Raw genomic sequence first — 16,870 nt, 5'->3', positions numbered from 1 at the left:
GCGCTCCACCTCGAAAACCACGTCGAACATCACCAGCTCCACCCACCGCCGCACGGCGCCGGGGCAGGTCTGCGGGGGAGGAGCGACGGCACAGGGGTGTATCGGTGGAGCGCGGGGCACGGGCGTTGCCCGCGGACGCGGACGTCGTCGAGGCCGTCCGGTGGCGGTATCGACTGGCTACTCCTCGGGCTCCCAGGCGATCAGCTGCTCGAACACCTGCTGGTCGCCCTCCACCTTCAGGTCGCTCAGCGTGAGGCGGCCCCAGACGAAGAGGAGCAGCTGCTCGGCGGTGCCCGTGGCCGAAGCGGAGGCGGGCGCGGCGTCGTCCGTGAGGGGTGCGGGCCAGGCGCCGGTGCCGTCCAGCGCGAGAAGCCAGGAGCGGCCCTCGGTGGCGTGGTAGTGGATGGTGGCGGCCTCGTGCGGCCAGGCCGCCGGGGTGGAGTTGCAGGTGTCGAGAAACTCGGCCACGCCGTCGATCGCGACGTCCGCCGGCATCGACTGCACGGCGCCTGCGGCGAGCTGGGCGTCGTAGGTGTGCACCAGCACCTCGTGCACCCGGCGCCGGGCAACACCCCAGGCATTCGCCGGCGACACGCCGGCACCCCACCACGTCCAGCACTCGCGCTCCGGGCCGGCCTCGCGCAGCGCACTCAGCAGCAGCTCGTTCGACTCGGCGTACCAGGCCGTCAGCGCCGCGAGCTCGCGCGGCACCTCCGCGGCATCCTTGGCCGGCGGAGCCTCGGCCGGGCCCGCGGCGACGATCGCCGCCCACCAGCGCTGGCCCGTACCCAGGTGATGCACCAGATCGAACAACGTCCACTCGGGGCAGGACGGCACCGGCTCGTCAAGGCTGGGCGCGGCGGCAACCGCACTCCGGAACGCGGCCGACCGCTCGTCGATCAGTTGCAGCAGGGCGGAATACTCAGGACTCTCTGTCACATCGCTTGCCTATCACTCCAGCTCAGCCGACCGCACCTCATTTCCAGGCCGTCAGCTGCGGGAGTCGAAGCACCTATCGAGCTGCCGCTCACGCTGGCGGCGATGGCAGAACCGGCGGGTCTCGGCAGCGAGTTGGGCCTGGTCACGGGCCCGGCTGTGCATGGGCGGACTCCCGTTGCGATCGGCGGCGACCAACTCGTCGGGGGTGCAGCTCCGGCGAGTACGACGGCAGGAAGTGCGGCTCGATACGGTCCGGGTGATCGGCCGGCCAGGCGCGGACCTTGCGGGAGCGGTGCGCGGAGTGGCCGCCGGGTCGGTGATCAACAGGTTCTCGATGCGGTCGAGCAGGAGGCGATCCGGCAGGCCGTACTGGATCACTGCCCCTGTGACCTGGGGCTGACAGGGCAGCTGTGGACGCGGCGGACCGGGGTCGGGGATCTGATCGCGAAGTTGTACCGGGTGCGGCTGACCGAGCAGGGGGTGGGCGAGTACCCGCGCCGGTGGGGCTGTCCTTCCAGCGTCCGGGCAAGCGGGCCGTCGAGCCAGACACGAGAGCGGTACGTGTCTGGCGGGAGGAGACCTGGCCGGCGATCCGGGCCAGGGCGAAGGCCGAGCGCGGCGAGGTGCTCTTCGCCGACCAGGTCGGCATCCGTTCCGGCCAGGTCACCGGCCGCATCTGGTACGCCAAAGGGTGCACCCCTGCCGTACGCCGCTCGGGCAACCGGTCTCGGTCGACGCGATGTCCGCGATCAGTACCAAGGGCCGGATGCACCTCATGGTGTGCACCGAGACCTTCGACGCCGACGTCGTGTGCCGCTTCCTGGCCCGGCTCGCAGGCCACTTCGACCGCAAGGCGCACCTTGTCGTGGACGGCCGCCGTACATGTCCCACGGTTCGACGCCGAGCGCTGCTCGGCTCAGTCGGCGCCCGCGGCCTGTGCGGCGACCAGCGCCCCGACCCGGCTGCGGTACGCCTCGACCAGGTTGCCGCCGTCAGAGCTGGGAAGTCCCTCCGCACCGGCCCCGATCGACTGCAGGACCGTGTCGGCCCGAGCCTGAAGGTCCGCCACCTCGTCCGCGGTGTGCGGGTACAGCAGGTTGAGCCCGCGCTTGTCGCCGTCCGACAGGTTCTGCCCGTCACCGGTCGGTGCGCAACTGCTCGGGGTGGACTTGTAGAAGAACGACGGGAACCGGTACAGCATCACGGACCGTGGGTCGAAAGGCCCGGCAACGACATCCGGGTCATTCTCGGTGCGAAGGTTGTGGTCCACCTTCGCGCGCGGCCATCGGTTCGGCTCACCCGCGAGGTATGTGTAGATGCCGGGGCGCCGACCTTGCGAGTCCGCCACGAAGACACCGTCCGCGTCTTGGGTGGGAACATACCCGGCGTCGTCGTCCCAGCGGAACTCGGCCTCGCAGGTGCCGCGCATGTTCTGGTGGGAGTGGTGGAACGCCAGCGCGTGCAGGAACTCGTGCCGCACCGTGCCCTCCCACTGGGCGGGCCTGTTCACCGCGTAGCGCCCGAGGTTCAGGCTGCGCTGGCCCGGGTTGCCCCCGACCGGGCCACCTCCCGCGCCGATGGTGCGATCCGTGCTGTCGGTGCCGACCAGGGAGAAGTACCCCTGCAGGTCGAAGCTGACTCGGATTTCGGCGGCGAAGGCGGTATCGGCCGTGCTCCATCGCCGGAAGGTTCCGGTCACCTCGTCGTGGCCGAAGTCGAGTTTCAGGTTGCAGGTGTCGGTGATCTGCGCCGTCGCTCCGGCGATGTCCGCGTGCAGTTGTTCGTCCCCGTCGAGAAACGCGACCCGCACGGTCGAACCGGGTGTCCACCGGGCGATGTCGGTGACGAGGAACTCCAGGCCACCGCTGGCCGATGCGCGCCTCCAACGATCGCGCACCTCGATCGCCGCGACGATCTCGTCCGGGAGGGATTCGAGTTCCATGGCGCATCCTTTCGCATCACATGCGAAGCGGTCCCACGACCGCTCTGACAAGGGGTGGCTGCTCGGCTCGACGCGCGAGCGTGCCGACATGTGCCACCGGTCCGCTCGGTGACGGAACGGCAGGCTCAGCCGCTGAGGTGGCTGCCGATCGATCGTGCGACGTCGGGGTGGGCGAGGTACTCGACGATGCTGTGTGCCCGGTCGCGGGCGTTGACGACGGCGAGGTCGGACAGACCGTCCGCCCAGTCGTCGCCCAGCGGGCATCCGATGGCCACCCCGTCGGTCGGGCACCAGACGTTGAGCCAGTCCGCCACGACGTCCGGACGTTTCGGTCCGCCGACGAGCAGCCTGCTGTACACGCTGTCCAGGCCGAGGGGGCTGCCCGCCGTGGTCAGATGGACGAGGTCCACCCCGGGGGACAGTCGTGTGGTGAGATCAAGGCCGACGACCGTGCCGAGGCTGTGACTGACGAGCACCACTTCCCCGGCGTCCGGCATCGTCTCAAGTACGCAGTCCAGGACCTCGTCCCGGATGCGCCGGTCTTCGAGGTACGCGGCCACATCGCGGAAGACCAGGGCGATGGCCCAGGCATCGAGGTCGCTCCTGGCGGCCAGCCAGCTGAGCCGCTTCTGCAGGGACCCGGCCACGTCACCCAGGTCGATGCGCTCGGTGGCCAACTGGCCCTCCTGCGGCATGTCCCACTTCGAGGCCGCCTCGCCGATGATCTCCTCGTACACCGCGCGGGCGGAGGGGGTGGTGGGTGCCACGGCCTCCGCCGCCCTGGCGGTCGGCGCCTCGGTGAGGTGGGGGACGGCCTCGTGCGCGGTCATGGCCCGCACCAGCCTGTCGCCGTAGTAGGGGAACCAGACGTCCGCCGGGTCGACGAAGGGAGAGAGCCCGGCGCGGACGAGCCCCTGGTTGAGTCCGGCCGCCCATTCGCGGCGCAGTTTCTCGGGCTCCTTGCCTTCCTGGGAGCGACCGTGCAGGAAGACCAGATGCCGTCTGCCGCCGAACGCGCCGTCCCGGGCGCGCAGACCCGCCCGCGCGGTGACCTGCTCGGCGGCCGGGGGCGACGCCGCGACGGCGGGAGCCGGAGCCGGCACCGGACCTGCGGCGGCCTCTGCTGCGTCCAGCCCCGACTCCGGGCCCATCTCGGCCAGCAGTTCCTGCTGCCGGGAGGAGAGGGGCAAGGCAGCGAGATGCTTCAGGATCGAGCTGATGCGTACGCCCTCGTTGGACACCCAGTCGATGGCGTCGTCGCCGTCACCGGGCTGCCAGACCTGTCCGTCACGGCGCAGGACGCGGCCCTGTCCGTCGGTCCTGGGGACGCCGCTGTGGTGGAGGGCGACGACCTCCCATTGGTCGTTGAAGACGGGAGAGCCCGAGTTGCCCGGCTCGGTGTCCGTCTCGTAATGGAGGAAGTCGTCGAGGCGTACCTGGAGCGTGTTGTCGCGTACGGCGATCTCCTTCAGGCGTCCCATGGGATGGCCGATGACGTTGACCGGCTCGCCAATGACCAGTTTTCCCTTCTGGGCGCTGAGCCGGTTCCAGCCGAACGTCTGGCCCGCGGGCCGCAGGTCCGGGCCGGGGGCGACCCGCACCAGGGCGAAGTCGAGGCGTTGGTCCGCCGCGAAGAATCCGTCCGGGTCGAGCTCCAACCGCGTCGCCGGCTGGGAAGCGTTGTCGACGGTGACCTGGGCGTCGAACTCCACGAAGCTCTGCCGGGCGGCCTCGACGTCGGGGAGCACGTGATGGTTGGTCAGCAGCAGGTTCGGTGACACCAGGAAGCCGGTGCCGACCGGCAGCTCGCGGCCGTTCTCCCGCACCGAGATCCGGGCGACGGTGCGGGCCGCCCGGGCGCCGCGCGGCAGGAAACTCCAGGCCTGCAGGTCCCTGGACACCCCCAGAATGCGTTCGTACGCGGCGCTCGCCTCCAGCGGCTCCGCCCGGACGGCCTCCACCGCCATGGCGGCGGGCACCGCCTGCCGGTCGAGCAGTCGGGCCGCGCGCGCCGCGAGTGCCTCCTCCGAGTCCGGGAAGGCGACCCCGGCATCCTGCCGCTGTCTGATGGCCCGCCGCTCGTCGCCGGTCTCCCCGTACCGTGCGGCAGCCGCCGCGGCCTGGCGCTCCCGTTCGTCGTGGGACCTGTCCGTCGCCGCCATGTCAGGTCACCGTCCTTCCGGGTGTGTTCCACGGCACGAAGGCGTTCGCCAGCCCCGCCAGAGCCGTACGCAGCTCCGGGTGGTGGCGCAGCAGCACCGTGATCATGGAGTTGTCGTCGATCCAAGCCATACCGGCCTTGGAGTACACCTCGGGGGTGTAGTACTCGGTGAAGAAGCGGTCGCTGTTCAGCCGGCGTGAGGCCATCAGGATGAAGATGCGGAACGCCGTGTCGCTGAAGGCGAATCCGGTCGGCAGCTTCTCCGCGTACAGCCCGACCATGAGGTCGACCTTCTCGATGTCGCCGTCGTACAGCCACTGGATCTGCTCGGCCCACGCCCGGTTTTCGGTCAGTTCCAGGAAGTTCGCGGCGGGCTTCAGCCGCAGCAGCCGGCGGAACTCGTTGTAGCGGGGGACGCCCAGCTCCCGGGAGCGCAGGATGTCGGTGGCGGCGAGGTCCTGCAGCTGTCCGTCGGGACGCTCGAGCTCCTGCAGGAACTTGGGGAAGTTGTGCAGGGTGACCAGTCCGGGGTGGAGCGTGCCGAAGCTGTAGAGCAGATCACTCATCTCGGTGGTCTCCAGGACCTTCAGCGCCCCGGGGCCCGAGATGTCGCGGAGGGTGCAGTGGCGCAAGCTCGTGTCGTCGGCGGCGGAGCGCAGATGCCACTCGTCACGGATGAGCGGGTGCATACGGTAGACGGCCACGAACTCCTCGGTGAGGGAGTACGGGACGCCGTAGTGGTCCGTCTCGGCGCCGGGGATGCCGCTGACGACCTCGCTGTCGCTGATGCGGCCGAAGAGGTTGTGGACGCGCTCGCCCGCGACGCCCCACCAGTTGGCGCGCAGTGCCTTGACGGTGGTGGGGTGGCTGATCACGGCCGGTGTCCACTCCACGGTGTGGATCTTGGCGAGGAGCGCGGCGTTGACGAGCCGGGCCCGCTGGAAGAGCTCCTCGTCGTTCCAGGACGGGTACGCCCCGTGCAGGTGGTCGCAGATCGCGTTGTGCTCACGGGCGAACAGGTCGTGCATCATGGCCAGGCCCACCCAGAACCCGGGGATGTGCGAGGGATCCCGGGAGGGGTCCGAGGGGATCGGGGACTGCTCGTCGTCCCACAGCCGCAGCTTGCCCAGCTCACCGGTGCGCATCAGGCGTTGCTCGGTCTCGTTCGTCCCGTAGATCTGTGAGGCGTCCCACCAGTGGGAGGACACGTTGACGCGGGTGTCGGGCGTCCCTGGGGGAGCCTGCGGGTCGCGGGTCGGGTCGTCCGGTGTCCGCATGATCCGCATGGGGTGTTCCGGCCACGGGTCGTCGTCCATGAGGGGCACTTCCCAGGGCCGTTCCGTGGGGCTGGTCCCGTGACTGAACCAGTCGCGGACCATGAACTGAAGCCAGGCGGCGACCAGGGAGTTGACCGATTCTGCGGGGGTCAGTTCGTCGCGGGTGAGCAGGGAACGACTGACCTCGCGCGGGCTCGGCGCGGCGAGCACGTCCTCGGGTGTGGCCGGGGCGATCCGGTCCAGCGGGATGTTCCGGCCGAAGCGGGTGCCCGCCATGCCCATGCGCGGCTCGTCGAGGTCGTTGTGGCTGCCGTCGGCGGTCCGGTTGACCTTGTGGCTCTCGGAGGGGGGCGCGGGATCGGGCAGGTCGGCCGAGGGCAGATGACCGGTGTCGTGGAGGTTCTTCTGCCGGAGCTTGACTCGCAGTCCGAGGAGGGTCAGCAAGCCCGGTAGGACAGGCAGCCTGTCCCAGCCGAGACGTCGGTCCAGGTATTCGGCGCCGGCGGTGACGACCCGCCAGGGAAGTGACGTACGGTATCCGGCTGCGGCGCGTGGTTGCTTGCTCATCGCGGTCTCCTTAAGAGGTTGCGAGGATGACGTCGCTCGCCTTCTCGCTGATCATGTAAATAGGGGTGGCGACGAAGAATCCGGGAATGCGGGGGAAGACCGAGGCGTCGACGATCCGCAGGCGGTCCACTCCGCGCACCCGGAACTCGCTGTCGACGACGGCCGAGGGGTCGTCCGTCCGTCCCATCCGGCACGTGCAGGAGGCGTGGTGGCCCCAGGCTTCGTCCTGCACGAAACGGCGGACGTCGTCGCGGCCGACGACCTCCTCGCCGGGCCACACCTCGTTGAGGATCACGGAGCCGGCCCTGCGGTTCATCCCGCGCACGAACTCGACGGCACCGGCCATGGCTTCGAGATCCACGTCATCCTTGTCCGTGCCCTCGCCGAAGTAGTGGAAGTTCACCAGGGGGGTGTCGCGGGGGTCGCCGGAGCGCAGCCGCACCCGCCCCCCGGTGTTGTGGGTACGGCTCTTCAGGATCGCCCAGGTGAAGTGGTCCCGTCGGCGTGTCAGATCGAGCGAGTAGCCGGGGTAGTAGCCGCGGAAGTCGAAGGGGCCGCCGAAGATGAACAGATCGGGCGCGTCCAGCTCCGGACGGGACTTGCGGGTGACACCGACGACGGCGCCGTTGGTCGTGTACAGGCCTTCGCCGCGCAGCCACGCCCGGTAACAGCGGTCCGGTGCGGTCCCGGACCGCGGCGCGTGGAAGTCGCAGTCCTTGAGCACCGGGAACTCGCGGTCCATCTGGCTGACCACGCCGACCTCGTACCGGTCCTGCAGGTGGGCGCCAACGCCCTGGAGGTCGACCCGTACGGGGATGCGGTGCCGCTGCAGCTCCTCACGCGGGCCGATGCCCGAAAGCATCTGCAGCTGGGGCGTGTTGAAGGCACCCGCGGCCAAGACCACCTCACGGGAGGCGAGGACCCTGTGCAGGACGGGGGGCCGGGCGTCCGGCCGGCTCGCGGGGTCGGCACGGTAGGCGTGCGCCCCGTCCAGATAGTCGATGCCGACCGCGGCTCCGTTCCGGTCCAGCACGACCCGGGCCGCCAGGGCGTTCGTTCGGACCACCAGGTTGCCCGGATGACTTCGCTGTGCGGCCTCGACTCGCTCGCGTACGGCGCTGCGCCGTCCGTTCGCGGTGGAGAGGGGGATCTGCCACAGCCCCTGCAGGGCACGCGTCTGCGCCCGCCAGTCGTTGGGGTCGACGAAGGAGCCGAACCCCTCCAGCGGGGACAGCGGCCGGTCGAGGAGGTCGGCCAGCGCGTCCTCCGCGGCCGAGAGGACGACCTTCAGCAACTGCTTGTCCTGCAGGGCCAGTTCGGGGTCGGCCAGGGCGGTCGGCAGCCAGCCGTCGAAGCCGTGGCGCGCGTCGTTGCGGTACCGGGCGCCCACGTAGGGCAGGACCCTCAGCAGCGCGGCCAGCAGCGCGTTGGCAGGGGGCTTCTTGGGCCGCGGCCGGTAGGTGCAGCGTTCCAGCCGCTCGAAGTACCGGCGCATGGCCGTGCTGTGCCACGTCGTGTCGCCGGTCTCCTCCGCGATCGCGTCCCAGTCGCGGTTGTACGGGTAGACGGTGATCAGCGCGTGGTGCGCGGTGCAGCCGCCGACCGTCCCGGCACGCGGGTAGAGGACGCCCCGGTCGGGGACGAGTTTGCTGTCGCGCTGCTGCTGCCGCTCATCGGCGTAGTGCCGTACGAAGTAGTTCCAGCACTGGACGGGGTCCTCGGAGGCGTCGGCGTGGAAGGCGGGCACCAGATAGTTGTCGTTCTCCTGGGCACCACCCGCGTCGAGCAGCAGGGTGCGCATGCCGGCGGCGGCGAGATTGGCCGCCAACGGCCCGCCTCCCGCCCCGGCGCCGACGACGACGTAGTCGAAACCCGTCTCGGCCGGGGAAACGGCATCGGGTCCTTCCGTCACTTCCGCTTCCCCTTCACCGAGTTGGCGAGCGAGGTGACGGCCAGGACCGTGTTGGCGGCCGAGATGAGCGTGGTCAGCACCGCGGTACGCGGTGGAAGCCGGCCGCTCAGACCAAGGGTGGCCGCCGTCGCCGTGTCACTGACGTGGATCAGGACGCCGTCGCGCAGGTCGTCCCGCAACCGCTCGTCGCGGTTGGTCAGCAGGTCGAGGCCGAGCAGGATCGTCCGGATCCCGAAGAGCCGGAAGGCGTACACGGCCGCCGGACTGGGCCCCTCACCATCGGGGTCGAGGCGCCGGATGAGCAGGCCGGGTGCGAGCAGTCCGGCGGCCCCGTTGACGAGCCGGATTCCGGCGAGTGCGTAGATCGAGACAGCGCGAGGCGCGGCTTTCCGGGTGGACATCATGTCTCCTGACGGTGCGGCGACGGGAACTACCGCCGAACCCCCCGAGGAGGAAGAAGAACCCCCCAAAGCACTCTTAATAGAACACTATGGGAATCGCCGCGCCCCTGCACCTCAAGTTCGAGGACCCCAGCGGTGTCTCCGACGGGCGTGCTTACCCTGCCGGCTCCGGAGGCTGGGCCTCGGCTGGTGACGCCTGCGCCGCTTGCCCGACCGGTGCACAAGCAGGCCGAGCTCGCGTTCGCCCGGCTCGACGCCGAGGAGCCGGCGCGGGCCGAGGACGAAGTACGGAAGATCGAGAGCACGATCGAGGGGCGCAGACGGGCGGGCCCGCCCGTCCAGCCTCCTGCGGATGCCGCGGTGGGGCAGGCATCCGGCGAAGGAGGAACGGTACGGTGTGCAGCTTCGAGACGGGACAGACGCTGGTGCGACGCGATGTGCACCGCCCGCTCCGGCCGGGTGTGGAGCGAGCACGCTCCGCGCGTCGTCGCCGACACGAGCGAGGCCCCTGGTGGCCGCTTGCTCGCCGGGAGCCGAGACCCGCCGGCCGGCTCTGTACGTCAAGGCCCGCGACGACGGAGACCGGTCACTACGACGGACGAAGACGAGTACGCGCACGTACGGCGGCTTCGTCACCGATACCGACCACCAGGCCGTGGATGCGGCCCGCGACGAGGTCCTCGCGATGCTGGCCGTACGTTCCGGCCCGTTCACCGAGTCCGCCGCGTGGTCAGCCTGGCGATGGAACCCGACCTGGCCCGCCCCGCGACTGCCGCAACCCCCCGGCGGCCGCGCGCAGAGCTGTACCGGCAGGCGACTGAACCGCGAATCGAGCGGCGAGGAGTTGTCGCGACTCGCTTGCGCGCGTACGCGGTAGCAGGCCCGTGTGCTGTCGCCGTCGTGTGTGCCCGGCGTGCCGGGCGCCGTGGGTGCTGGGCGTGACCTTGGAGACACCCCTGGGACGGGGGACACCGGCCCGCTCGGTGTCGGAGCACTGGACGTGCCATCGGCTCCCACCGCACGCGATGCGCGAGGGGGAGCCGGGCAGCGGACCCGCCTTGTCACGGCCCGGACGGCTCAGATCAGCGCGTTCTTGTAGAAGATGCTGGAGCGCCGGTCGCCCTCCACACCGGTGGCGAAACCGATGAAGAGGCGGGCCTCACCGGCGTCGGTGCGGTAGATCGCCAGACCCTCGGGCTCGCGGTGGTGCAGGGTGGAGCCGGCCTTGGTGAGGACAGGCCCCTGCTTCACGGTGCCTGTGTTGATGTCGATGCTGGTGACGTGGGTGTTGCCGTCACCGGTGGGGGTGCCGTCGCCGGGGTACGCGTCACCCGTCAGGTAGTACATGTACGAGCCGTACAACGTGTAGCCCTGCGGTGTGCCGGAGATCGCCGGCTGCTTGAAGTCGACCAGCGGCGAGCCGAAGTTGCCCGTCTCGAAGGCGGAGAGGGGGTATACGGCGATGCGCTTGCCGGAACTGCTGTGGTAGCGCACGATCATGCGCTGGTAGACCGGGTCGACGGAACAGGTGTACTCGGTGGCCCCCGAGATGGGCCGGTAGGCGGCCGAGCCGGCCGGTGAACTCAGCGTGGTGCCTGCGGCGTACCGGACGGGGGTGAGTGCGGTGCCGTATCCGGCGGTGTTCGCGGCGCACTCGATCCACAGCTCGGTGCCGGAACCGCTCGGCAGCGCGGCGAATGCGACGCCGTGACCGAAGCCGTTGAGGTGCATGTACGAGATGTAGTTCCCGTCGAAGTCCATCTTGTTGATGCACAGGTCACCAGCGGACTCGGGGCTGTCACTCCGCTTGGTCGCCACGAAGAGGAACTTGTTCACCCAGTCGAAGGCGAAGCTCTGCTGCACCCGCGCCCCGTGTGTGTCCTTGGACCGGAACAGGTCGTACGACGGCTCCGTGAGATCGAACCTCTTGGTGCCGGCCACCGCCGCGGAAGCCGTCTGCGCGCCGGCACCGAGCCCCAGCGCGGCTAGCGAGGCGCCGGCGCCGGTGCGTATGAGGCCGCGGCGGGAGAAGGGAAGACGGTGAGGGTGGTGCATGGGGGGACTCCGAAGCATGGTGGGGGAGAGGGCAGAAGTGGGTGATGCTATCTCCTGGGCCGGCCGTCGTTCCGGATCGGGCGGAGTCCGTCACGACTGCGGCACCGGACCGGCACAACCGGCGTCCGACGCGCGCAGATGAGGGATGGTCAGGCAAGGGGAACCGGTCGGCTTCCAGCTGTTCCAGCCGGCAGGGGGAGTCGAGGGGGCCGTCCGGCGTGGTCGTGGTCCGCGTATGCCCGCTCACCGGATTCGTCCGGACAAGCGCGGTGGCTGGCAGGGGCGGGGCGGAAGCCCGGACCCGTCCGGGAGAGACCGTCGCCGTAGCGACGGCGGTGGTGGGGCCGTGCGCGACGCGCGGTCTGAACGCCCAGGGAGCCGACCGGGGACCAGTCCGGCGTCGCGGAAGGCGGTCATGACGCCGATCGCCATGACGTTGCTGACGGCGAGGATGAGGTGCCGGCCAGGCACCTGCGGACAGGCTCGCGGCCCGCCGCGCAACCGTCTCGGCGGCTGAACGCGGCTTCGACCACGAACCTCTCGTCCACGTCGATGCTGACCTCGGGAAGGCCCTCCACAAGCCGTCGCACACGGATACACCGCTGCTGGTGGAGGACATCCGCGCAGCGACCGGACGGGCAGCCGAGCCACCGGGCACGCCGAGACACTGCGGAGGCGACGGATGTCGAGCATGCGGACGAGGAGGACGAGTCCCCGGCGCCGATGTTCGGTGCCGTCCAGCCCTACAGCTGGGCCTCACTTGACAGCCTCCCACTGACAACCGGCACCAGCAGCCCCTCAGCGAGCGAATCTGGGGGCGTCGACCCGATCCGCAAGGAGTCCGACCTGGGCTGCACCTTCTACGACACATGCCGGATGTCGTGGTCCCCTGGCGCCAGTTCCAGGGCTAACCACGCATGAGCGCAGAAGCCATGACCCAGGTCGGTGCAGCCCGATGGGACCTCATACCGCCATCAGCGCCGACAGGGCGCGGTCCATCGTGGCGTTGAACTCTTCCGGCGTCAGCGGTAGCCGGGACTTGACGTCCCGGCTCCACTGGTCGGCGAGGACCTCGGCGGAGCCCGCCTCGACACCGTCGAGCGCCGCGTCGGCCAGGTCCGACGGCGTGATCTTGGCGACGGGCCAGCCCGCGGCCATGTCGGTGTCGGCCAGGCCGAGGTGCACCGCTGTCACGAGCGTGCCCTGCTCGACGAGTTCCAGCCGGACGCCGTTGGTCATGGCCCAGGCGGCGGCCTTGGCCAGGTGGTAGGCGTTGGCACCCTTGCCTGCGAACCATGACATGGCGGAGAGGACGTTGACGATCGCACCCCCGCCGTTCCCGGCGAGCGTCGGCGCGAACTCCCGGATCATTCCCAGGTGGCCGAACATGTTGGTCTCCAGCTCGTGCCGCACCGCGTCCAAGGAACCGGCCACCAGGTCGGTCCCCGTAATGATCCCCGCGTTGTTGATGAGCACCGAGACGTCCGGGGCGGCCTCGGCTGCGGCCCGCACGGATACGGGATCGGTGATGTCGAGAGGCAGCACCTCGACCCCGGGGAGGTCCACGGACTCGGGTCGGCGAGCCGTCGCGTAGACCTTGCGGGCTCCCCGTTCGAGCAGGCGCTGGGCAAAGGCGCGGCCCAGACCGCGGTTGGCTCCGGTGACAAGGGCAACTGAGTTGTTGATGTCCATGCCGCTACGCTAGAACCTGACGCTAACGTCAGAGGCAAGTCCTGCTCCACAGGGCTGGGATGAGAGGACTCACCATGACCGCCACAGAGGCCGCGGCCGAACGGCTGATCCGCATCGGCGAGGTGGCGCGGGGTGCCGGGGTTTCTGTACGCGCCGTGCGCTACTACGAGCAGCAGGGGCTGCTCATCGCCGAGCGCAGCCCATCCGGCCAGCGCCTCTACCGGCAGGATGCCGTCCCCCTGGTCCGTTTCTTCCAGCAGATGTTCGCCGCCGGCCTGACCAGTCGAAGGATCACGGAACTCCTTCCGTGCTGGGCCTCCGGGCACACCGACGCCGAGCAACGAGCCATGCTGCGCACCGAGCGGGACCGCATCCAGGCCAAGGTCGACGACTTGCAGGCTGCCCTGGACCGCCTCGACGGCGTCATCGCGGTCACGGACACGCACCCGTAGGTCACTCGACGGGCCTTGACCGTCTTGCGTGAGCAGGATCTGAGTGCTGTCGGCGGCCTCGGCCACGCCGCTCGATATGTCGAAGAACTCCGCCGCGTGTCCGCCCCTTTGGGCCAAGTACGCAGAGGGCGCCTTTGCCCTTTCAGTACGCGGCGACGCCGCTGGGCGCGCGCGTCGAGCGGGCCAACTCCTCCTCGTTCGGGTCACGGTCACAACCGGAGTCGTGGGCCGGGCCTCCCCCGGCGCACCTCCTCGGCTTCGTCGAAGTCCTCTTTCCTCAGGGTGCTGGGCCGTGGTCAGCGTTGGCGCTCGACCGGTACCGGCTCGGTGTCCGGACGGAGGGTGGGGTGTGCATCCTTGAAGTGGTCGTACGCCACCCGTGCCGCGGTGAGGACCTCGTCGTAGATCTGGTCCATGTGCGGGCCGGCGCACACGGTCGAGGACCAGTGGTGGTGATAGAAAAGGTTGCTCCGGCTGGGGCGTTCGCCGATCACCTCGGCGAAGAGCCAGCCGGCGAGACGTGCGGCGTTCTTCCAAGTGACCTCGCTGACCGTCCAGTTGGGCGCGAGCGTCGCGTTCGCCATTTCGATGCTGATCGAGCTCTGGTTGCCGAACGTGTTGCCGACGGCCCAGGCGTACTCGTGCACCTTGACGTATTGGGCGACGGCGCCGGCGGCGTCCACGTCGAAGTGGGCCGAAGCCGGACGTACCCTCCAGACGTCGAGCACGCCCTGGTGCGAAAGCCGGCCGGCGTTGTGGTGCAGCGTGACCGACGTCTTCTTGTACGACGTGTGGGTGACGTGGCCCGTCGCGCTGAGCTCGTCGATGAAGTCCGCGACGGGACGGTCGTAGGGGATGGTGCCGGCCGCTCGGGGGTCGGCCTTCGCGTAGTCCTCGGCGAAGCCGACGAAGTCGCTCTCAGGAAGGTCGTCAATGTTGTCGGTGCCGGGGCCATCGCCCGTGTCGGACCTCTCGATGGCCGCCTTCACGTCCTCGTCGTCGACGTTGTTCTCGGGCATGACGCCGTCCTTTCAGTCGCGCAACTCGCGCAACAGATGGTCTGGGGGCTGGACGAGGAGGAGATACGGCTCGATGACCTGAGCCGGGGCAGGTACGGCCGTCGGGCGTCGGATCTTGATCACGGAGATCGGCTCGTCACCGGGGAGGGTTCGCACATGCCCGTGCATGCGAGTCCCCTCGGACGCGGCGGGAGTCGACGAACGCGATTCTGGTTGCCCTACGCACTTCTGAAAGGCCGATCAGGGCGTCTGATTCCAGGTTCGCCCCGTGGGCAAACCCTGTCAATTTCGGTCGGGGCGCGTGTCCGTGGTGCGCAGCGCCTCCGACCGCACACCACCCACTTCAACGGGTCCGGTGGCGGCCGGCCTGGCCCTCTCGACGAGGTGGTGGCCCCGTTTTCGCCTCGACATCGACCGGCCCGCCGTGAACGCCGGCCTCACCTTGCCCCACCGCAACGGCCGTAGCAAAGGTGTCACGCGTCATGAGGTGGCCCGCGGCATGGATGTGCCGGGCCTGCCCGATGTGCCGGGGACCGGGGTGGGGGCGGCCTTCCCGTCCAGTACCGCTTCGATGTTGCGGGCGGCGAGGTCCACCATGGCCGCACGGGTCGCCTCCGTCGCCGAGCCGACGTGCGGCAGTACCACCAGATGCGGCTCGGCGAACAGCGGGTCGGACGGGGAACGCGGTTCACCGGTCATCACGTCCAGCCCCGCCGAGTGCAGTTCGCCGCGGCGCAGCGCGCCCAACAGGGCCTCCTCGTCCACCACTCCGCCGCGTCCGGTGTTGACCAGGGTCGTGGTCGGTCTCAGCAGGGCGAGTTCGGCGGCGCCGATCAGTCCTCTGGCGCGGGCGATCTGGCCGTAGCCGATCAGCCCGAGCGTCGCGCCGTGCACGTCGAGCCCCAGGAACGCGTCCATGCGGAAGGCGCCCCAGGTGCCGCGGCGCACACTGTCCATGCTGGCGGGCAGGCGGCGCCGGGCCATGAGGATCAGCGCCATCGCCACGTCGGCTGTGGTGTCCGCGAGTACGCCGGGCGTGTGGGTGACGACGACACCGCGCTCCATGACGGCTGCCACGTCGATGCCGTCGTAGCCCATCGACGCGAGAGCGACGACCCGCAGGCGGGCCCCCGCCGCGTCGAGCAGCGCGGCGTCGACGCGGTCGCTGCCGAGAACCAGCAGCCCCTCGCAGTCCTGGGCCAGCTCGGCCAGTTCAGCCGGGGTCGGCGGGGCGGGTTCCGGCCAGCCGGTGACGTCGAAGCGGGCGGCGAGGCGCCCGAGGCCGTCACCGGGAAGGCCGGTGCGGCCGACTGCCACGCGAGGGCGGCCGGTGGGTGTGCCGGACATGTTCGACTCCGTTGCAGGCGAAGAGGATCGGGGCGGGTGAGGTCCGTGTTTCCGGCTGTCTTCAGGCCTCGAAGTCCAGCAGCACCTTGCACGAGCGGGCGGGGTCGGCCGCGAGTTCGAACGCTGCCTGGGTGTCGGCCGCGGGTACTACGGAGGTGATCACCGGGTCCACCGGGAGGCTGCCGTCGGCCAGCGCCCGCAGGACGTCGGTGAGTTCGTCGTCGAAGCGGAAGGAGCCGACGAGTCGCACTTTCCGGGTGATCAGCGCGTTGGCCGCCACCGGAGTGTCGCCGGGCGGCAGGAGGCCGAGACCCACGACGAGGCCCCCGCGGTCGACCCCGTACACGCAGGTGCGCAGTCCCGCCTGGCTGCCGGAGGACTCGATGGCGAGGTCCGCGGCGAGTTCGTCGAGCCCGTCGGCGCCGACGCCGACCCGCACGGTCGAGGTGGCGCCCACCTGCTTGGCGATGGCCAGCGGGGCCTCGTGCACATCGGTCACGATGATCTCGGCGGCGCCGGCGGCCCGGAGCGCCGCCACCACGAGGCAGCCGATGGGACCCGCTCCGGTGACCAGCACTTGCTTGCCGCGTACGTCCCCGGCCTGCCGCACGGCGTGTCAGGCGACCGCGGCCGGCTCGACCACGGCGGCCAGCCGCAGATCCAGGCCGTGGGGCAGGGGGAGCACCCGCTCGGCGGGGACGATGATGACGTCGGCGAAGCCGCCCTGGACATGGGGGTTGCGCGCGGCGCTGCCCAGGTAGCCGGTGTCCAGGCAGGTGTTGCGCCGACCGGCGAGGCACTGGCGGCAGCTGCCGCAGGAGGCCAGCGGGTGCACGGCCACCGGTGTCCCGGGTGGCGGTGCCGGGGTGCCGGGGCCCGCCTCGCGCACCCAGCCCACGACTTCGTGGCCGAGCACCAGCGGCTCGCGGATCCGGAACTCCCCGACCGCGCCGTGGCGCCAGTAGTGCAGGTCGGAACCGCAGATGCCGCCGTACCGGATGTCGACCGCGACCTCGCCGGGGCCGGGCACCGGCACCGGGCGTTCCTCCAGGTGAAGGTCGCCCGCGCCGTGCGCCACCACGGCGCGCGTCGTCGCTGAGTCCATG

Annotated in this window: 12 protein-coding genes and 1 pseudogene; 1 reads left to right on the top strand and 12 read right to left on the bottom strand. The window is 70.3% G+C overall.

Going from position 1 to position 16,870, the window contains the following annotated elements:
* Window positions 1-177: 177 nt before the first annotated feature.
* The 8 genes from ACWCRJ_RS26265 to ACWCRJ_RS26230 form a co-directional block, all read right to left on the bottom strand.
* The gene (locus tag ACWCRJ_RS26265; RefSeq protein ID WP_450941597.1) at window positions 178-939 is read right to left on the bottom strand and encodes a maleylpyruvate isomerase family mycothiol-dependent enzyme; all 762 of its coding nucleotides are present in this window, start codon (window positions 937-939) and stop codon (window positions 178-180) included.
* Window positions 940-1,855: 916 nt separating this feature from the next.
* Window positions 1,856-2,881 (bottom strand): hypothetical protein, encoded by a 1,026-nt coding sequence (locus ACWCRJ_RS26260; protein ID WP_450941596.1) that lies wholly within the window; start codon window positions 2,879-2,881, stop codon window positions 1,856-1,858.
* A 125-nt stretch (window positions 2,882-3,006) separates the two neighbouring features.
* The gene (locus ACWCRJ_RS26255) at window positions 3,007-5,043 is read right to left on the bottom strand and encodes a trypsin-like serine peptidase (RefSeq protein WP_450941595.1); all 2,037 of its coding nucleotides are present in this window, start codon (window positions 5,041-5,043) and stop codon (window positions 3,007-3,009) included.
* A 1-nt stretch (window position 5,044) separates the two neighbouring features.
* On the bottom strand, window positions 5,045-6,886 hold the full coding sequence (locus ACWCRJ_RS26250) for a peroxidase family protein (protein WP_450941594.1): 1,842 nt from the start codon (window positions 6,884-6,886) through the stop codon (window positions 5,045-5,047).
* 10 nt (window positions 6,887-6,896) lie between these two features.
* Window positions 6,897-8,798, bottom strand: coding sequence for a GMC family oxidoreductase (locus ACWCRJ_RS26245; protein ID WP_450941593.1), 1,902 nt, complete (start codon window positions 8,796-8,798; stop codon window positions 6,897-6,899).
* Window positions 8,795-9,199 (bottom strand): hypothetical protein, encoded by a 405-nt coding sequence (locus ACWCRJ_RS26240; protein WP_450941592.1) that lies wholly within the window; start codon window positions 9,197-9,199, stop codon window positions 8,795-8,797. The genes ACWCRJ_RS26245 and ACWCRJ_RS26240 overlap by 4 nt, the downstream gene beginning before the upstream one ends.
* A 1,077-nt stretch (window positions 9,200-10,276) precedes the next feature.
* Window positions 10,277-11,254: a phage baseplate protein gene (locus tag ACWCRJ_RS26235; RefSeq protein ID WP_450941591.1), complete on the bottom strand. Its 978-nt coding sequence runs from the start codon at window positions 11,252-11,254 to the stop codon at window positions 10,277-10,279.
* 963 nt (window positions 11,255-12,217) lie between these two features.
* Window positions 12,218-12,946 carry an SDR family oxidoreductase gene (locus ACWCRJ_RS26230; RefSeq protein ID WP_450941590.1) on the bottom strand — a complete coding sequence of 243 codons (729 nt, stop codon included), beginning with the start codon at window positions 12,944-12,946 and terminating at the stop codon, window positions 12,218-12,220.
* Between the two features lie 74 nt (window positions 12,947-13,020).
* Here ACWCRJ_RS26230 and ACWCRJ_RS26225 point away from each other — a divergent pair, with 74 nt between their 5' ends.
* Complete coding sequence (locus tag ACWCRJ_RS26225; RefSeq protein WP_450941589.1) at window positions 13,021-13,398, top strand: MerR family DNA-binding transcriptional regulator; 378 nt, start codon at window positions 13,021-13,023, stop codon at window positions 13,396-13,398.
* A 296-nt stretch (window positions 13,399-13,694) separates the two neighbouring features.
* Here ACWCRJ_RS26225 and ACWCRJ_RS26220 read toward each other — a convergent pair whose 3' ends face one another.
* From ACWCRJ_RS26220 to ACWCRJ_RS26205, 4 genes and pseudogenes are all read right to left on the bottom strand, one after another.
* Window positions 13,695-14,417 (bottom strand): peptidoglycan recognition protein family protein, encoded by a 723-nt coding sequence (locus tag ACWCRJ_RS26220; RefSeq protein ID WP_450941588.1) that lies wholly within the window; start codon window positions 14,415-14,417, stop codon window positions 13,695-13,697.
* 12 nt (window positions 14,418-14,429) lie between these two features.
* Window positions 14,430-14,585, bottom strand: coding sequence for a hypothetical protein (locus ACWCRJ_RS26215; protein ID WP_450941587.1), 156 nt, complete (start codon window positions 14,583-14,585; stop codon window positions 14,430-14,432).
* Between the two features lie 312 nt (window positions 14,586-14,897).
* Window positions 14,898-15,764, bottom strand: coding sequence for an NAD(P)-dependent oxidoreductase (locus ACWCRJ_RS26210; RefSeq protein ID WP_450941586.1), 867 nt, complete (start codon window positions 15,762-15,764; stop codon window positions 14,898-14,900).
* 61 nt (window positions 15,765-15,825) lie between these two features.
* Window positions 15,826-16,869, bottom strand: a pseudogene (locus ACWCRJ_RS26205) (alcohol dehydrogenase catalytic domain-containing protein).
* Window position 16,870: the final 1 nt, after the last annotated feature.

The sequence above is a fragment of the Streptomyces sp. NPDC002324 genome, from assembly GCF_053593335.1.
This window is presented reverse-complemented; position numbering and strand designations above follow the sequence as displayed.

What these genes read in the sequence shown, in the direction of transcription:
- ACWCRJ_RS26215 (WP_450941587.1), bottom strand. Translation starts at nt 14,585, where the DNA reads ATGCACGGGCATGTGCGAACCCTCCCCGGTGACGAGCCGATCTCCGTG.
- ACWCRJ_RS26250 (WP_450941594.1), bottom strand. Translation starts at nt 6,886, where the DNA reads ATGAGCAAGCAACCACGCGCCGCAGCCGGATACCGTACGTCACTTCCC.
- ACWCRJ_RS26260 (WP_450941596.1), bottom strand. Translation starts at nt 2,881, where the DNA reads ATGGAACTCGAATCCCTCCCGGACGAGATCGTCGCGGCGATCGAGGTG.
- ACWCRJ_RS26235 (WP_450941591.1), bottom strand. Translation starts at nt 11,254, where the DNA reads ATGCACCACCCTCACCGTCTTCCCTTCTCCCGCCGCGGCCTCATACGC.
- ACWCRJ_RS26230 (WP_450941590.1), bottom strand. Translation starts at nt 12,946, where the DNA reads ATGGACATCAACAACTCAGTTGCCCTTGTCACCGGAGCCAACCGCGGT.
- ACWCRJ_RS26220 (WP_450941588.1), bottom strand. Translation starts at nt 14,417, where the DNA reads ATGCCCGAGAACAACGTCGACGACGAGGACGTGAAGGCGGCCATCGAG.
- ACWCRJ_RS26255 (WP_450941595.1), bottom strand. Translation starts at nt 5,043, where the DNA reads ATGGCGGCGACGGACAGGTCCCACGACGAACGGGAGCGCCAGGCCGCG.
- ACWCRJ_RS26225 (WP_450941589.1), top strand. Translation starts at nt 13,021, where the DNA reads ATGACCGCCACAGAGGCCGCGGCCGAACGGCTGATCCGCATCGGCGAG.
- ACWCRJ_RS26210 (WP_450941586.1), bottom strand. Translation starts at nt 15,764, where the DNA reads ATGTCCGGCACACCCACCGGCCGCCCTCGCGTGGCAGTCGGCCGCACC.
- ACWCRJ_RS26240 (WP_450941592.1), bottom strand. Translation starts at nt 9,199, where the DNA reads ATGTCCACCCGGAAAGCCGCGCCTCGCGCTGTCTCGATCTACGCACTC.